We start from the raw sequence: 13,814 nt of genomic DNA on the forward strand, positions 1-13,814 counted from the left end.
GGCTGGAGTCGCTGTTGGGAGCCTATCATGCAGCAGCGCGGCGTCCAGCGCTCAAACACTCCATTTGAGGCTACATACCGTAGCTCAGCACCAGCAGGAATGAGAGTGTGGCCACCATCAGCAGCACCAACGGTACGCCGGTGCGGATATAGTCGGCAAAGGTGTAGTTGCCCTCGCCCATGATCAGCATGTTCGTCTGATAGGCGATTGGCGTGGCGTAACACAGGTTGCAGCCGAACAGCACGGCCAGGATCAAAGGCTCCTGCGGCAGGCCCAACTCGCTGGCGATGCTGAACGCGATAGGCGTGCCGATGGTGGCCGCCGTGGCGTTGGAGGCGAAGTTGGTCAGCAGAGTCACGAACAGCATGATCGCCGCCAGCACGGCGGCGGGCGGCAGATGCTGTAGCCCCAGCGCCATGGATTCGCCCAGCCAGGCCGCCGCGCCGCTTTCCAGCACCAGTTGGCCAACCGCGATGCTGGCCGCGACCAGCACGATCACCTTGGCGGAAAGTGCGCGCCCCACCCGATCGAACTTCACGCAGCCGGTGATGAACATCAGGATCGCCCCGGCCAATGCGGAAATGGCGATGGGTAGCAGGCCTGCCGAAGCAAGGCCGATAGTCCCGAGCATGATGGCCAGTGCCATGATCGCCTTGGACCGGCGCGGTACCTCGCGCGCGCCGTCCAGGATCAGCAGGCCGTCATTGCGGGCGAATTCCTCCAGATCTTCGGGCAGGCCCATGGCAAGGAGCACATCCCCTTCCCCAATCTCGATTTCCCCCGCACCCGGTGGCGGCGGCCCCATCAGGCGGCGCAGCTTGTGGATGCCCAGCACCGCCGTGCTGTAGAGGTCCGCAATACCCGAGGTGGCGAGCGTGCGGCCGATCAGGCGGGAATCCGCCGTCACAGCCATTTCCACCACGATGATGTCATCCCCTTGCGAGCGGGCCTTGCGCTCGATCCGGTCAATCACCCAGCCCGGCGCGGCCTGCCCCTTGAGCAGCCGCAATGCCTCTTCCAGAGCCTCATGCGTGCCCGAAACGGCAAGGCGGTGCCCGGCCTCCAGAGCCGTGGAAGGCACCCCATCGAAAGAAAAGCCGGCAGGCAGCTTTACCCGCACCTGCTCAATGGTCTTGCCCACCAGATCGCTTCCCGCCGGAATGCGCAAAAGGGCGGAAAACCGCCGCGGCTCGAAGCTGGGTTCCTTGCTGTGATCGGGCAGCAGGCGCGGCATGACCAGCCACAGATACGGCAAAGCCACCAGCGCGGCCGCCAGCACGATGGGCGTGAAGTGGAACACGTTCATATGCGGCATGCCCAGATCGCGCGCGATCGAGACGACCAGCAGATTCGTCGATGTACCGATTGTGGTCGCCATCCCGCCGATCAGCACTGCGGCATTGAGCGGCATCAACGTCTTGGATGCGGGCATCGCCCCATTGGCGGCGAGCTGCACGAAAATCGGCAGCAGCAGCACCAGCACCGGCGTATCGTTGACCACCATCGACAGGGTGAAAGCCAGCAGCAGCGATACAAGCATGCCCAACTGCCGGTTGATCGCCCATACCCGGCCCAGCAATCGCGCCGCCGGATCGAGCGCACCCGTCACCACCAGACCCCGCCCCATAATCATCAGGGCACAGATCGTGATCAGCGCGTAATGGCCAAAGCCCGAGAAGGCGAGCCGCAGCCCGTCCGTCGGCTGGCTATGCGGCAACGGATAGAAATACAGCCCCACCGCGATCAGCGCGATCGTGAGGAGCGAGACGATCTCCGTCGGCATACGTCCGCGCGCAAAGGCAACGAACATGCTGATCGTCAGGATAATGGTGGCAATGGCATGCAGGGAAGGAACGGCAATCATCGTCGCCAGACTAGCAAGGCTTTGCCGGAACGCGAACCCGCAAAGCTGACCGTTTGCATGAAGCCGGTCAGCTTCGCGTGGTGCCCCTGGCCCGACTCGAACGGGCACGCCTTGCGACAAACGATTTTGAGTCGTTCGCGTCTACCATTCCGCCACAGGGGCCTGCGCTCGCCGCGCTTAGCGGGCATGGCCTCCGGGTTCAAGCGTGGTCAGAAATTCCAGCCCAGATGAATGCCCGCAGCGCGCATTTTCAGCGCGGCATTCCCATCATCCCAGTCAAGCGACGGCAGGACGGACTGTTTCTGCACGGGTTCCGGCCCGGCAATGCGTGGATAGGCCACTGTCTGCCGCACTGCGATGGGCGAAGGCAGAACGCCGGATCCGGCGGTCTCCGGCAACTGGAATGTCGGCGCCGGTGCCGGCGTCTGGCGCTGCACTACCACTACACGATGCGGTTCAAGCTGCGCCGCCGGCGCAACAACACTTGCGACGGCAAGGCCGCCGAGAATTATGCTGAGACCCATAAATGCCCCCGATCTTTCGGATGGAAGCATTTTGCTGGCCGCGTGCCTAATTCCGGGTTCCCGAATGCGGTGCCCGGAGCATTAAGGACGAAATCGGCGCCCGATCAGCCCTTGATCGCGCCCGCAACCAGCTTGTGCAGGCGCGAATGGAGCGGATCGTTCCCGGCAATTACCTGCTTGTCGCAGATCGCCTCGGACCGGCCGCGATAATCGGTAACGAAACCGCCAGCCTCACGCACCAGCAGGCAGCCCGCCGCCGTATCCCAGGGCGCAAGGTCGCTTTCCCAGAAACCATCGAAACGGCCTGCCGCGACCCATGCAAGGTCGAGCGAGGCAGCGCCGAAGCGGCGGATACCGGCAACCTGCGGGCCAATGGCCGCGAAGATGCGGGTCCATTCATTAAAGTCGCCATGCGCGTGATAGGGAACGCCAGTAGCAATCAGTGCTTCCGACAGGTGACGGCGGGCGGAAACGCGCAGGCGCGCATCGTGCAGCCACGCGCCACGGCTCTTTTCCGCCCAGAAGGTCTGGTCGGTGATCGGCTGATAGATCACGCCGGCAACCACGTCGCCCCAGCCCGAACCGTCGAGCTTGGGTTCCTGCACGGCAATCGAGATCGCGAAATGCGGGATGCCGTGAAGGAAATTCGACGTGCCGTCGAGCGGGTCGATGATCCAGCGCGGCTGATCCGGATTCGGGTCGATTTCGCCGCTTTCTTCCAACAGAAAACCCCAGTCGGGGCGGGCCTGCCTCAGCTCGTCATAAAGCGTGCGCTCAGACGCGTGGTCCGCCTTGGACACGAAGTCCGACGGGCCTTTGCGGCTGACCTGCAGGTGCTCCACTTCGCCGAAGTCGCGACGAAGGCGACCGCCCGCCTTGCGGGCGGCGCGCTCCATCACGCGAATCAGGCCAGAAACTGCTGCCATCGAAGTATTTCCTATTTACGGCGCCGGAGCGCCGCCGGCACTCCAATGCGCGGGATTTGTCAGCGACCCTCGCCGCTCGGCTTTGCGGCAGGCTGGGCATTGGCCTTGAACGAAATGCCGCAAACGCCGGCAGCCGCGCGATAGATATCGCCCGGCTTCTTATCGTCCAGCCCCTGTTCCTTCATCACCTTGCCAGTGGCGACGCTGATCTTGCCCAGCGAATTACCATAAAGGCAGGTGAGCATCCGGGTCTTCACCGGCTGTTCCACTTCCTTGGAAGTGAAGGCGGTGTTGAACAGGCGGAAAATGATCGCCGCACGCTGAATATCGGCCGCCTGTTCGGGCGTAAGCTTGGTGGGAGCCGGCGTGGCCGCTCCTTCGGCACCCGCGGCCTGGGCTGCGGGAGCGACCGACGCAACAAGGGCGGCGGCAGCGGCGGCAAGAAGGAGCGGTTTCTTCATGGTCAGTCGGCCTTTCTCACATATTCGCGTGCATAGACGTCCACCACGATGCGGGTCCCGCTTTCAATATGCGGAGGCACCATCACCCTGACGCCGTTTTCAAGCACGGCAGGCTTGTAGCTGGAGCTGGCGGTCTGCCCCTTAACCACGGCGTCGGCTTCGACGATTAGGGCTTCGACCTGTTCTGGAAGCTGAACGGAAATCGGACGCTCGTCATACATTTCGAGCACCACGTCCATGCCATCGGTCAGGAAGGCGCGGGCTTCGCCCAGCAGGTCCGACTCAAGCGTGATCTGGTCGTAAGTGTCCTTGTCCATGAACACCAGCTGGTCGCCATCCTCATAGAGGAACTGGAAGTCCTTGGTATCGAGGCGAACACGCTCCACCGTATCGGCGCTGCGGAAGCGCACATTGGTTTTGCGGCCGTCGATCAGGTTCTTCATTTCGACCTGCATGAAGGCCCCGCCCTTGCCCGGCTGGGTATGCTGGATCTTCGCGACTCTCCAGATGCCGCCCTCATACTCGAGGATGTTGCCGGGGCGGATGTCCACGCCACTGATTTTCATGGGGTTCAGCTTTCCAATTGCAAAGAGCGTTGCACAAACATGCGTGTGAGCGCGCGCCCTAGCGCGTGGCGTAGCCTTCGGCAAGCTGCAGCCACGTGCAACTGCACTGGCGCACCGCAGCGGCGCATGCTAGCCGCCGCGGCGGAAAGAGGAGCCATGAAGCAGGCATTCAGCAGTTTCCACCGGGCCATGCTGGTTGCGGTTCTTGCCACTGCAAGCCCCGCACTGGCGGATGATGGCGGCCGGCTGTCCACGCTGGAACGTGGCACCTATTCCTGCGAACTGCCCGGCGATGCCGCAACACAGCGCGGTGTACCTGTGGCGGAGGAAGCCTTCGTCATCACCAACGGCTCTGCCTATTCGGCAGAAGGCAAGGCCGGCACCTATCTGCGCATTGGCGATCTGGTGACGATGACCAGCGGCCCACGCAAGGGCAACCGCTATGAAGTGAAGAGCGGCCGCTATCTGCGCAAGCTGGATGAAAAGGGCGAACCGACCGGGCTGCGCTGTATCAGGATTGGCGCGACACCGAAGTGAGCTTTTCGGCGAATGCCCGCACGGCCGCCGCTTCATCTCCGTTCCACACCGCACCCGAAACCGCGAGGAAATCCGCCCCTGCCTCAATCAGTGGCGCGCAGTTTTCAGGGGTAATGCCGCCGATCGCGACGCAGGGAAGCTCAAACAAGGCAGCCCACCACGCCAGGATTTCCGGTTCGGCGCGATGTTCGATTTCCTTGGTCGCCGTAGGGAAGAAGGCCCCGAAGGCGACATAGTCGGCCCCTTCTTCGCCCGCTTCCATCGCAAGATGCCGGCTTGCATGACAGGTCACGCCGATTTGCGCATCGCGCCCCAACCGCTCCCGCGCTTCTTGCACCGATCCGTCTGACTGGCCCAGATGAACGCCATCGGCCCTGATCCGCTTCGCAAGAGAGATGGAATCGTTCACGATGAAGGCCACTTCCCGCTCGGCGCAGATGCGCTGCAGCGGCTCGGCAAGGCGTACGGCCTCGTGTTCATCCACGCCCTTCACGCGGAACTGGAAGGCGGCGACCGGCCCGGCATCGAGCGCCCTTTCAAGGCGCGCAGGGAAATCGCCCCCGACTTCGAGCGGGGAGATCAGATAGAGCTGGCAGTCAGGCGTTTCGGCAGTCATGGGAAGCGCCTGTAGATTTTCCGGGCCGACTAGCCAAGCGTTCCGGCGCGGTTCAGTTGTCCGATCTCAGGAAGCACGCGATGAAACACGCCCTCCTTCTGTTTTCCGCCATGGCGCTTTCTGCCTCTCTCGCTGGCTGTGTCCAGCCGCAGAACACCCCGATCGTCAGCACCGAGCCGGCCCAGGCGGACGGCACACAAGTGGCCATCGGCCAGCCGGTTCAGGTCGGCAGACTGACAGTCACACCGATGGAAGTAGCGGAAGACAGCCGCTGCCCGATGAACGCACGCTGCGTCTGGGCGGGTCGTGTGATCCTCGTCACCAGGATCGACGGCGCAGGCTGGCGCGAAACTGTGCCTCTCACTCTGGGCGAGACTTACGGCACACATGGCACCACCCTTACACTGTCCTCCGTCAGCCCAGAGCGGGTCACCGGGGAAGACCCGGTGCCCGCAAATTATCGCTTCGGCTTCGAGGGCGGGAATTAGGCCGCGCAATTATACAATCGAGGCGCGATAGATCTCGTCGATGGCACTGCCGAGCGCCGAATCGAATTCCTCATCGCTCATCCCCGCGCGCAGATCTTCCAGCAGCGCGCGGCTGAAACTGGCGATCATGCCGGGGTTCCTGGCGAGTTCAGCGCAAGCATCGGGGCGATTATAGCCGCCGGAAAGTGCCACGACGCGGGCCACTGCCGGATGTTCGATCAGCGCCTTGTAATGGTTCGCCACGACCGGAATCGACAGCTTGAGCATCACCATCTGCCCGTCCGGCATGGCGTCTAGCTGCTTGAGGATTTCCTCGCGCAGCAAGGTCTCACCCTCGGCACGGTCAGTGCTCTTGATATTATATTCCGGCTCCAGGATCGGCATCAGCCCGGCGTGCCAGATCTGCGCCCCGACTTCGAATTGCTGCGCCACGATTGCCGCGATGCCGACCGGGTCGGCAGCATTGATCACGCTGCGCATCTTGGTGCCTACTACGCCCAGCGCCTTCGCGCGGGCCAGCAGATCGACAAGCCCCGGCATGGGCTTCATCAACTGGACGCCGTCGGCCTCATCCTCCAGCCCTTTGTCGACCTTGAGGAAGGGCACGACATTGCGTTCACGCAGCAGTGCGGGAACCTGCTTGCCATCGGCCAGACCGTCCATCGTGCGCTCGAACAGGATCGCACCGAGCACCTTCTCACCTGTGAAGGCAGGCGACGTGATGATCCGTACCCGCATTTCATGGATGAGACCAAACATCTCTTCCTCGGAGGACCATGCACCTTCTTCGATGCCATAGCCTTTGAGCGCCTTGGGAGTTGAACCCCCGCTCTGGTCGAGCGCGGCGATGAAGCCCTTGCCCGTCCGTATCCGTTCCAGCATCCGAGCTTCGATCATTGTCCTCTCCCTGACTGCAATCAACGTTCCAGCGCAGCGACCCCCGGCAATTCGCGGCCTTCCATCCATTCGAGGAAAGCACCACCGGCAGTCGAAATATACGTGAAATCGCCCGCAACGCCTGCATGGTTCAGTGCGGCCACCGTGTCGCCGCCACCGGCCACCGAAACGAGCGAACCTTCCTTGGACAAGGCGGCCGCGGTCTTGGCCAGCGCGACGGTCGCCGCGTCGAAGGGCTGCGTCTCAAAAGCTCCGAGTGGGCCGTTCCAAACCAGAGTGCGACAGGTTTTCAATACGTCGCCCAGGGCTTCCACCGCCTGCGGGCCGACATCCAGGATCATTTCGTCGGTAGCGACTTCATGGACGTTACAGATGCGCATGCTGGGCGGGTTGGCGGCGAATTCCTTCGCGACAACCACGTCGTAAGGCAGGTGAACAGTGCATCCTGCCACATCGGCGGCATCCAGGATCTCTTCTGCCGTGGCGGCCAGATCATGCTCGCACAGCGATTTGCCCACGTCCACGCCGCGCGCAGCGAGGAAAGTATTGGCCATGCCGCCGCCGATGATCAGGTGATCCACCTTGCCGACGAGATGCTTGAGTACGGCCAGTTTGGTCGAAACCTTGGCCCCGCCAACCACTGCCGCCACCGGCTTTTGCGGATTGCCCAGCGCCTTTTCCAGCGCCTCAAGCTCTGCCTGCATCGCGCGCCCGGCATAGGACGGCAGCAGGTGAGTGAGGCCTTCGGTAGTCGCATGGGCACGGTGTGCGGCGGAAAAGGCATCGTTCACGAACAGATCGGCATTCGCGGCAATCGCCTTGGCGAATTCGGGATCATTCGCTTCTTCGCCCGGCCAGAAGCGCGTATTTTCAAGGATGGCAATGTCGCCATTGCGCAGAATGCCGATAGCCTGTTCCACAATCGGACCGGCCACCTCAGGCACGAACATCACTTCCTTGCCCAGCACGTCCTGCACGGCATCGAGCACCATCGAAAGCGACTGAGTGGAACTGCGCTGCCCCTTCGGGCGACCGAAATGGGCCAGAAGCAGCACCTTGGCGCCCTTTTGGGAAAGTTCGAGAATAGTCGGCGCACTGGCGCGCACGCGCGTGTCGTCAGTCACGCGGCCGCCATCCATCGGCAGGTTCAGGTCCACCCGGACCAGCGCGACCTTGCCGGTTACATCACCCGCATCGTCAAGCGTCTTGAAACCGGCCATCTCACCCACCTCGCCATTCTGATCAAGCGCAGTCGGAGAGGAATACCGTTCGTGCCCCGACTGCGCGCGGCACGAACGGTTCAATCATGACTTCAGAGGAAGCTCGCCATCACACCTGCGGTGTCGAGCATCCGGTTCGAGAAGCCCCATTCGTTGTCGTACCACGAAAGCACGCGCACCAGCTTGCCCTCGATCACAGCCGTTTCCAGGCTGTCGATGGTCGAGCTGGCCGGGCAGTGATTGTAGTCGATGGAGACCAGCGGCTCGTCCGAATAGGCCAGAACGCCCTTGAGCGGGCCTTCGGCAGCAGCCTTGAGCAGCGCATTGACTTCCTCGGCCGAGGTATCGCGGCCCGGCTGGAAGGTCAGGTCGACAACCGAAACATTCGGGGTCGGCACGCGGACGGAAGAACCGTCCAGCTTGCCCTTCAGTTCGGGCAGAACCTCGCCCACGGCGCGAGCAGCGCCGGTGGTGGTGGGGATCATGCTCATTGCTGCGGCGCGGGCGCGGCGCGGGTCGGAGTGGATCTGGTCCAGGATCTTCTGATCGTTGGTATAGGCATGGATCGTGGTCATCAGGCCGCGTTCGATGCCGATATTGTCGTTCAGAACCTTGGCCAGCGGCGCAAGGCAATTGGTAGTGCACGATGCGTTGGAAACGATCGTGTGTTCCGCCGTCAGCTTGTCATGGTTCACACCGAACACAACGGTGAGGTCCACATTCTTGCCGGGGGCCGAGATCAGCACCTTCTTGGCGCCTGCATCGAGGTGCTTCTGGCAGCTGTCGCGGTCAGTGAAGAAGCCGGTGCATTCCATCGCGATATCCACGCCATTGGCAGCGTGCGGCAGGTTCGCCGGATCGCGCTCGGCAGTCACGTGAATGCGCTTGCCGTTGATGATCAGGTCGTTGCCGTCAACTTCGACGGTGCCAGCAAAAGTACCGTGCACGCTGTCATGCTTGAACAGGCGGGCATTGGCCTTTGCATCGCCCAGATCGTTGATCGAGACGAGCTCCAGATCGTGATCGGTCCGTTCGAAGATCGCGCGGGCCACGTTACGTCCGATGCGTCCGAACCCGTTGATTGCAACCTTGATCGCCATGGTTTGCTCCTTTGCGATGCCAGCTTGAATTACTGGCCCAGTTTTGCCGTGATCTGCGGCACGATGGCTTCAGCGCTGAAGCCGAAATGCTTGAACAGGACTTCTGCCGGAGCCGAAGCGCCGAACCGGTCCAACCCGATATTGATACCGTCGCGGCCGGTATATGCCTGCCAGCCCAGGGTGGTGCCCGCTTCGATCGACACGATCAGCGCATCGCGCGGCATCACCTCGTCACGATAGCCTGCATCCTGCTTGTCGAACAGTTCAAGGCAGGGTGCGGAAACTACGTCCGCGCCAATGCCCAAGGCTTCGAGCGCGTCAGCAGTTTCGATTGCCACGGACACTTCGGAACCGGTGGCTACCAGCACCACCTTGCGCTCCGCCTTGGCGGCGCGCAGGCGATAGGCACCCTTGGCCGAACGGTTGGTGCCCGGGGTCCATTCCTCGTCACCTTCACCACGCAGCGCGGGCAGGTTCTGGCGCGACAGGGCCAGGGCCGAAGGCGTGTTCGGCGTTTCGAGCGCCAGCGCCCAGCATTCCGCCGTTTCGATGGCATCGCAGGGACGATAGACGTTGAGATTGGGGATCAGGCGCAGGCTCATCACCTGTTCCACCGGCTGGTGGGTCGGGCCGTCTTCACCCAGACCGATCGAGTCATGCGTCAGCACATAGATCGCACCGACTTTCTGCAGCGCCGAAAGGCGGATGGCATTGCGGGCATAATCGCTGAAGATCAGGAAAGTGCCGCCATAGGGCACCACGCCACCATGCAGCGCCATGCCGTTCATCGCCGCGGCCATGCCGAATTCGCGGATGCCGTAATAGACATAGCGACCGGAATAATCCTGCGCGGAGAAAGGCTTGGTGGCCGAAGTTTTCGTGTTGTTGGAGCCGGTGAGGTCCGCCGAACCGCCCACGAGCTGCGGCAGTTTCTCGGTGAGCGGGCCGAGCGCCATTTCCGAGGCCTTGCGGCTGGCAACCTTCGGCGCATCCTTGGCAAGGCCGCGAATATAATCGGTCAGTGCATCGCCGGCCTTGTCAGCAACGCTGGCCAGCTGTGCCTCGAACGCATCCTTGTTGGCACTGGCGGCCAGGCGCGCTTCCCATTCGGCGCGGGCATTGGCGCCCTTGGCACCGAGCGAGCGCCAGTCTGCCAGAATATCGTCGGGCACGACGAAGGGTTCGTAGTCCCAGCCCAGTTCGACGCGGGCGGCAGCGACTTCATCGGCGCCCAGCGGCGAGCCATGCACTGCTGACGTGCCCTGCTTGTTGGGCGCGCCCTTGCCGATGATGGTGGCGCAAGCGACGATTGATGGGCGCGGATCGGCCAGAGCCTCGTCAATGGCGCGGCGGATATCAGCCGGATCGTGGCCGTCGCAGCTCACCGTATGCCAGTTGGTCGCACGATAACGGGCCAGCACGTCCTCGCTGGAGGAGAGATCGACCTTACCGTCGATGGTGATCTTGTTGTCGTCCCACAGCACGATCAGATTGCCGAGCTTCAGGTGGCCGGCAAGGCCGATCGCTTCGTGGTTGATGCCTTCCATAAGGCAGCCATCACCGGCGATCACCCAGGTGCGGTGATCGACCAGATCACTGCCGTGAACGGCGTTGAGGTGGCGTTCAGCCATCGCCATGCCCACGCCCATCGCCAGGCCCTGACCCAGCGGGCCAGTAGTGGCTTCGACGCCATCGAGCAGGAAGTTTTCCGGATGGCCGGCGCAGGGGCTGCCGAGCTGGCGGAAATTGCGGATGTCGTCCATCGTCGGCCGTTCGAAACCGGTGAGGTGGAGCAGCGCATAGATCAGCATCGAACCGTGGCCGGCCGACAGCACGAAACGGTCCCGATCCGGCCATTGCGGCGCGGCGGGATCGAACTTCAGGTAATCGGACCACAGCACGGTGGCGACATCGGCCATACCCATCGGCATGCCCGGATGGCCGATATTGGCCGCCTGGACCGCATCCATCGAGAGAGCGCGGATGGCGTTGGCCATGGGCGCGAGGCGGGACGGATCGATGGTCATTCTGGCTGGCTCCTGCGGTGCGCTGCAAACTGGCTGAATTGTGACGATTCGGCGCGGGGCCTCCTTTGCGGGTTGCCGCCCCCCCGTCAAGCGGGGGTGCCCCTGTGTCGATGCAGCGTGTCAGTTGGGACACAAGCACCCCTCGCCGAAGGATAATTCACAACTTTCGTAAGCAAGTTTTTGCGCCGAAGGAGAAGTTTGCGCTAGCGAGCGGTCATGGAACGGCAACGTATCGAACACGCGATTGCCCGAATTGAGGCTGCCGCCGGCCGGATTGAGGCTGCTGCGGCCAATCGGCGTAGTTCAGGCGACCCGGAGCTTGCCCGCAAGCATGAGGAACTGCGCGCCAGCGTCAGCGCTTCGCTGCGCGATCTCGACACGCTGATCGGATCGCTGGACCAATGAGCAACGTTCAACTCACTATCGGTGGACGCACATATACTGTCTCCTGCCAGGATGGGCAGGAGGGTCACATTGCCCGGCTTGGCCAGGCGATTGAGGCCAAGGTAGCTTCGCTCAAGGGCAATGTCGGGCAAAGTGAGCCTCGCACCCTGTTGTTCGCGGCACTGCTGCTCGCCGATGAGGCGCATGATCTGCGCAATCGCCTTGCAGCGGCTCCCGCCCCCACTCTCCCCCTCGACGGCCCGCCTATCCCGGCCGATCGGTTCGAGGCGCTGGCCGAACGGCTCGAAAAACTTGCCGAGAGCCTTGAGGGCTGACGCTCCCTTCCCTAGATAGGCCCGTGACGGGTACTGCCCGGTACGCGCCGATCGAACATCCCTGAGGCTATAAGCAAATCCATGGGGGCTGTCCCTGGCTGGGCCCTGGCCCAGCACAAATGGTCCCCACCTGACGTGAGGCGTCAGAGGATTTCTCCGGCACCGGCCCATGGTGGTCCCGTCACCTGATTCCTTCCGGCTCGCGCCGGTCATGCGGAGCGGATGCGTGACGAGCCCTGTCGAGACCAACCCCGTGGACGAGGAAAAGCAGCGGCTGCGCCGCGCGATGCGCAAGGCGCGCCGCGAACATGCCGCCTCGCTTGATCCGACGACGCGCGCGTTGTTGTTCCGCCGCCCGCCGAATCCGGTGCTGAACCTGATTCCCGCCGGCGCGACCATCGGCCTTTATTACAGCACGCCCGACGAGGCCCCTGCCCTGTCCTATGCGCGCTTCCTGTTCGAGCAGGGCCACATCGTCGCCCTGCCCTGGATCACCTCGCCCGACGCACCGATGATCTTCCGCCAGTGGAGTGACCCCATCGGGGAAAGCGACATCGAAGACGGGCCTTATGGCCCGCAGCCTTCGTCCGAGAATCGGATCGTCGTGCCTGATGTGCTGTTCTGCCCGCTGGTGGCCTTTACGGAGCGCGGCGAGCGCATGGGCCAGGGCGGCGCCTTTTACGACGGATGGTTGGGCCGTAATCCCGGCAAGCTGGCAATCGGCATGGCGTGGGACATCCAGAAGGTCGAATCGCTGCCGCTGGAACCGCATGACGCACCCCTGAAGGCCATCGTCACCCCTACCCGGCTTTACGGACCGTTCTGAATGCGCAGCAAACCCACTTTGCGAATCCCCTTCGGGATTCTCGGACTGCTGATTGCGTTGGCAATCTATGCCCTGTTCGTCGCCTGGGCCTCTCATTGGATCGGCACGCTGCACGTCCTGTTGCAGACGCCGATCTATATCGTGTTGGGAACCATCTGGCTGCTGCCCCTGAGGCGCTTCCTGATCTGGATGGAAACCGGCCGCTGGGGCTGAGCGAGAACACCCCGCTCTCCTGAAAATCTGACCACTTCGCTTGGCGCACGATTGCGCCGGGACGCACTTTGCCAGTGCGCCCGAAGGCGAAGATTATTCCAACTTTTCAAGTAGATCCCCCAAGTGGCGCGAGTGACGGGGCTCGAACCCGCGACCTCCGGCGTGACAGGCCGGCGCTCTAACCAACTGAGCTACACCCGCGTTCTCTTGGGCGTGCACCCCTTGGGGAGCGCCGCCACTAGGGCAGGCTGCCCCCCCTGTCAACAGGGGTGATGACAGGTTTTTCACATCGTCATGGTGAGCGCGCCATTAACCATATGTTGGTGCTTCGCTGAGATGATTCCGCCCGGACAAATGAGGGGGCATTCTCATGCGGAAATTGCTGTGCGCAGCACTGATTGCCAGCGCGATTGCGGCACCGGCCGTGGCACAAAAGCCGGTTTCGCTGGATAGCGCAGTATTCGTTGAACGGCTGGGCCACACGAATGACGGGCGCGTGGAACGCCGGATCGAGCCGGCAAGCCAGCTGCGGCGCGGTGATCGCCTTGTGATGGTGGTGGAATGGCAAACTTCCCCGGAAGGGAAAGCCTTTGCCGTTACCAGCCCGATTCCGCGCAGCATTGCGTTTCAGGACACGAGCACAGATGCGATTCAGGTATCCGTGGACGGCGGCAGGAACTGGGGCCGCCTGGGCGCACTGAAGACCAGCGATCGTTATGGCAACCGCCTCGCCACGCCCGAGGATGTCACGCACCTGCGATGGACAGTCAGCCCTACGGATGCACGGCGCGGAATCGGCCGCGTGACCTATTCAGCCATCGTCCGCTGAG

At 62.8% G+C, this 13,814-nt stretch carries 17 protein-coding genes and 2 tRNA genes; 7 read left to right on the top strand and 12 right to left on the bottom strand.

Annotation, left to right across the window (positions count from 1 at the left end):
- Positions 1-70: 70 nt before the first annotated feature.
- From SZ64_RS06330 to efp, 6 genes are all read right to left on the bottom strand, one after another.
- Positions 71-1,864: an SLC13 family permease gene (locus tag SZ64_RS06330; protein WP_193391513.1), complete on the bottom strand. Its 1,794-nt coding sequence runs from the start codon at positions 1,862-1,864 to the stop codon at positions 71-73.
- A gap of 78 nt (positions 1,865-1,942) precedes the next feature.
- A tRNA-Leu gene (locus SZ64_RS06335) sits at positions 1,943-2,026 on the bottom strand.
- A 47-nt stretch (positions 2,027-2,073) separates the two neighbouring features.
- Positions 2,074-2,388 carry a hypothetical protein gene (locus SZ64_RS06340; RefSeq protein ID WP_054530042.1) on the bottom strand — a complete coding sequence of 105 codons (315 nt, stop codon included), beginning with the start codon at positions 2,386-2,388 and terminating at the stop codon, positions 2,074-2,076.
- 104 nt (positions 2,389-2,492) lie between these two features.
- On the bottom strand, positions 2,493-3,314 hold the full coding sequence (locus SZ64_RS06345) for an inositol monophosphatase family protein (protein ID WP_054530043.1): 822 nt from the start codon (positions 3,312-3,314) through the stop codon (positions 2,493-2,495).
- Between the two features lie 59 nt (positions 3,315-3,373).
- Positions 3,374-3,775: a hypothetical protein gene (locus SZ64_RS06350; RefSeq protein ID WP_054530044.1), complete on the bottom strand. Its 402-nt coding sequence runs from the start codon at positions 3,773-3,775 to the stop codon at positions 3,374-3,376.
- A 2-nt stretch (positions 3,776-3,777) separates the two neighbouring features.
- The gene (gene efp, locus SZ64_RS06355) at positions 3,778-4,341 is read right to left on the bottom strand and encodes an elongation factor P (protein ID WP_054530045.1); all 564 of its coding nucleotides are present in this window, start codon (positions 4,339-4,341) and stop codon (positions 3,778-3,780) included.
- Positions 4,342-4,497: 156 nt separating this feature from the next.
- Here efp and SZ64_RS06360 point away from each other — a divergent pair, with 156 nt between their 5' ends.
- Positions 4,498-4,878: a hypothetical protein gene (locus tag SZ64_RS06360; RefSeq protein ID WP_054530046.1), complete on the top strand. Its 381-nt coding sequence runs from the start codon at positions 4,498-4,500 to the stop codon at positions 4,876-4,878.
- Here SZ64_RS06360 and thiE read toward each other — a convergent pair.
- Entirely contained in the window at positions 4,853-5,494 is a 642-nt protein-coding gene (thiE, locus tag SZ64_RS06365; protein ID WP_054530047.1) for a thiamine phosphate synthase, read from the bottom strand. The two genes, SZ64_RS06360 and thiE, sit on opposite strands and share 26 nt — an antisense overlap.
- 80 nt (positions 5,495-5,574) lie before the next feature.
- On the opposite strand from thiE, the gene SZ64_RS06370 reads away from it, so the two are divergent.
- A complete protein-coding gene (locus SZ64_RS06370) occupies positions 5,575-5,982 on the top strand; it encodes a hypothetical protein (RefSeq protein ID WP_054532124.1) in 408 nt (135 codons plus the stop codon).
- Positions 5,983-5,991: 9 nt separating this feature from the next.
- On the opposite strand, the gene SZ64_RS06375 is transcribed toward SZ64_RS06370, so the two are convergent.
- The 4 genes from SZ64_RS06375 to tkt form a co-directional block, all read right to left on the bottom strand.
- A complete protein-coding gene (locus SZ64_RS06375) occupies positions 5,992-6,879 on the bottom strand; it encodes a fructose bisphosphate aldolase (protein WP_054530048.1) in 888 nt (295 codons plus the stop codon).
- Positions 6,880-6,899: 20 nt separating this feature from the next.
- Positions 6,900-8,099 carry a phosphoglycerate kinase gene (locus tag SZ64_RS06380; protein ID WP_054530049.1) on the bottom strand — a complete coding sequence of 400 codons (1,200 nt, stop codon included), beginning with the start codon at positions 8,097-8,099 and terminating at the stop codon, positions 6,900-6,902.
- Between the two features lie 92 nt (positions 8,100-8,191).
- Positions 8,192-9,199: a type I glyceraldehyde-3-phosphate dehydrogenase gene (gap, locus tag SZ64_RS06385; RefSeq protein WP_054530050.1), complete on the bottom strand. Its 1,008-nt coding sequence runs from the start codon at positions 9,197-9,199 to the stop codon at positions 8,192-8,194.
- A gap of 29 nt (positions 9,200-9,228) precedes the next feature.
- Positions 9,229-11,226: a transketolase gene (tkt, locus tag SZ64_RS06390; protein WP_054530051.1), complete on the bottom strand. Its 1,998-nt coding sequence runs from the start codon at positions 11,224-11,226 to the stop codon at positions 9,229-9,231.
- A gap of 216 nt (positions 11,227-11,442) precedes the next feature.
- Between tkt and SZ64_RS06395 the strand changes: the two genes are divergently transcribed.
- From SZ64_RS06395 to SZ64_RS06410, 4 genes are all read left to right on the top strand, one after another.
- Positions 11,443-11,631 carry a hypothetical protein gene (locus SZ64_RS06395; protein WP_054530052.1) on the top strand — a complete coding sequence of 63 codons (189 nt, stop codon included), beginning with the start codon at positions 11,443-11,445 and terminating at the stop codon, positions 11,629-11,631.
- A complete protein-coding gene (locus SZ64_RS06400; protein ID WP_054530053.1) occupies positions 11,628-11,945 on the top strand; it encodes a cell division protein ZapA in 318 nt (105 codons plus the stop codon). Before SZ64_RS06395 ends, SZ64_RS06400 begins: the two co-directional genes overlap by 4 nt.
- 226 nt (positions 11,946-12,171) lie before the next feature.
- Positions 12,172-12,771, top strand: coding sequence for a 5-formyltetrahydrofolate cyclo-ligase (locus SZ64_RS06405; RefSeq protein ID WP_241772993.1), 600 nt, complete (start codon positions 12,172-12,174; stop codon positions 12,769-12,771).
- Positions 12,772-12,984, top strand: a complete 213-nt coding sequence (locus SZ64_RS06410) for a DUF2842 domain-containing protein (protein ID WP_054530054.1) — start codon at positions 12,772-12,774, stop codon at positions 12,982-12,984.
- 124 nt (positions 12,985-13,108) lie between these two features.
- On the opposite strand, the gene SZ64_RS06415 is transcribed toward SZ64_RS06410, so the two are convergent.
- Positions 13,109-13,185, bottom strand: a tRNA-Asp gene (locus SZ64_RS06415).
- Between the two features lie 169 nt (positions 13,186-13,354).
- Here SZ64_RS06415 and SZ64_RS06420 point away from each other — a divergent pair.
- Positions 13,355-13,813 (top strand): hypothetical protein, encoded by a 459-nt coding sequence (locus tag SZ64_RS06420; protein ID WP_054530055.1) that lies wholly within the window; start codon positions 13,355-13,357, stop codon positions 13,811-13,813.
- Position 13,814: the final 1 nt, after the last annotated feature.

It is taken from the genome of Erythrobacter sp. SG61-1L, from assembly GCF_001305965.1.
Classification (GTDB): domain Bacteria; phylum Pseudomonadota; class Alphaproteobacteria; order Sphingomonadales; family Sphingomonadaceae; genus Andeanibacterium.

Excerpts from the sequence above, each read along its gene's own strand:
- SZ64_RS06410 (WP_054530054.1), top strand. The coding sequence starts at position 12,772 with ATGCGCAGCAAACCCACTTTGCGAATCCCCTTCGGGATTCTCGGACTG.
- efp (WP_054530045.1), bottom strand. The coding sequence starts at position 4,341 with ATGAAAATCAGTGGCGTGGACATCCGCCCCGGCAACATCCTCGAGTAT.
- SZ64_RS06360 (WP_054530046.1), top strand. The coding sequence starts at position 4,498 with ATGAAGCAGGCATTCAGCAGTTTCCACCGGGCCATGCTGGTTGCGGTT.
- SZ64_RS06330 (WP_193391513.1), bottom strand. The coding sequence starts at position 1,864 with ATGATTGCCGTTCCTTCCCTGCATGCCATTGCCACCATTATCCTGACG.
- SZ64_RS06380 (WP_054530049.1), bottom strand. The coding sequence starts at position 8,099 with ATGGCCGGTTTCAAGACGCTTGACGATGCGGGTGATGTAACCGGCAAG.
- SZ64_RS06350 (WP_054530044.1), bottom strand. The coding sequence starts at position 3,775 with ATGAAGAAACCGCTCCTTCTTGCCGCCGCTGCCGCCGCCCTTGTTGCG.
- SZ64_RS06395 (WP_054530052.1), top strand. The coding sequence starts at position 11,443 with ATGGAACGGCAACGTATCGAACACGCGATTGCCCGAATTGAGGCTGCC.
- SZ64_RS06345 (WP_054530043.1), bottom strand. The coding sequence starts at position 3,314 with ATGGCAGCAGTTTCTGGCCTGATTCGCGTGATGGAGCGCGCCGCCCGC.
- SZ64_RS06340 (WP_054530042.1), bottom strand. The coding sequence starts at position 2,388 with ATGGGTCTCAGCATAATTCTCGGCGGCCTTGCCGTCGCAAGTGTTGTT.
- gap (WP_054530050.1), bottom strand. The coding sequence starts at position 9,199 with ATGGCGATCAAGGTTGCAATCAACGGGTTCGGACGCATCGGACGTAAC.
- tkt (WP_054530051.1), bottom strand. The coding sequence starts at position 11,226 with ATGACCATCGATCCGTCCCGCCTCGCGCCCATGGCCAACGCCATCCGC.
- SZ64_RS06420 (WP_054530055.1), top strand. The coding sequence starts at position 13,355 with ATGCGGAAATTGCTGTGCGCAGCACTGATTGCCAGCGCGATTGCGGCA.
- SZ64_RS06400 (WP_054530053.1), top strand. The coding sequence starts at position 11,628 with ATGAGCAACGTTCAACTCACTATCGGTGGACGCACATATACTGTCTCC.
- thiE (WP_054530047.1), bottom strand. The coding sequence starts at position 5,494 with ATGACTGCCGAAACGCCTGACTGCCAGCTCTATCTGATCTCCCCGCTC.
- SZ64_RS06375 (WP_054530048.1), bottom strand. The coding sequence starts at position 6,879 with ATGATCGAAGCTCGGATGCTGGAACGGATACGGACGGGCAAGGGCTTC.
- SZ64_RS06370 (WP_054532124.1), top strand. The coding sequence starts at position 5,575 with ATGAAACACGCCCTCCTTCTGTTTTCCGCCATGGCGCTTTCTGCCTCT.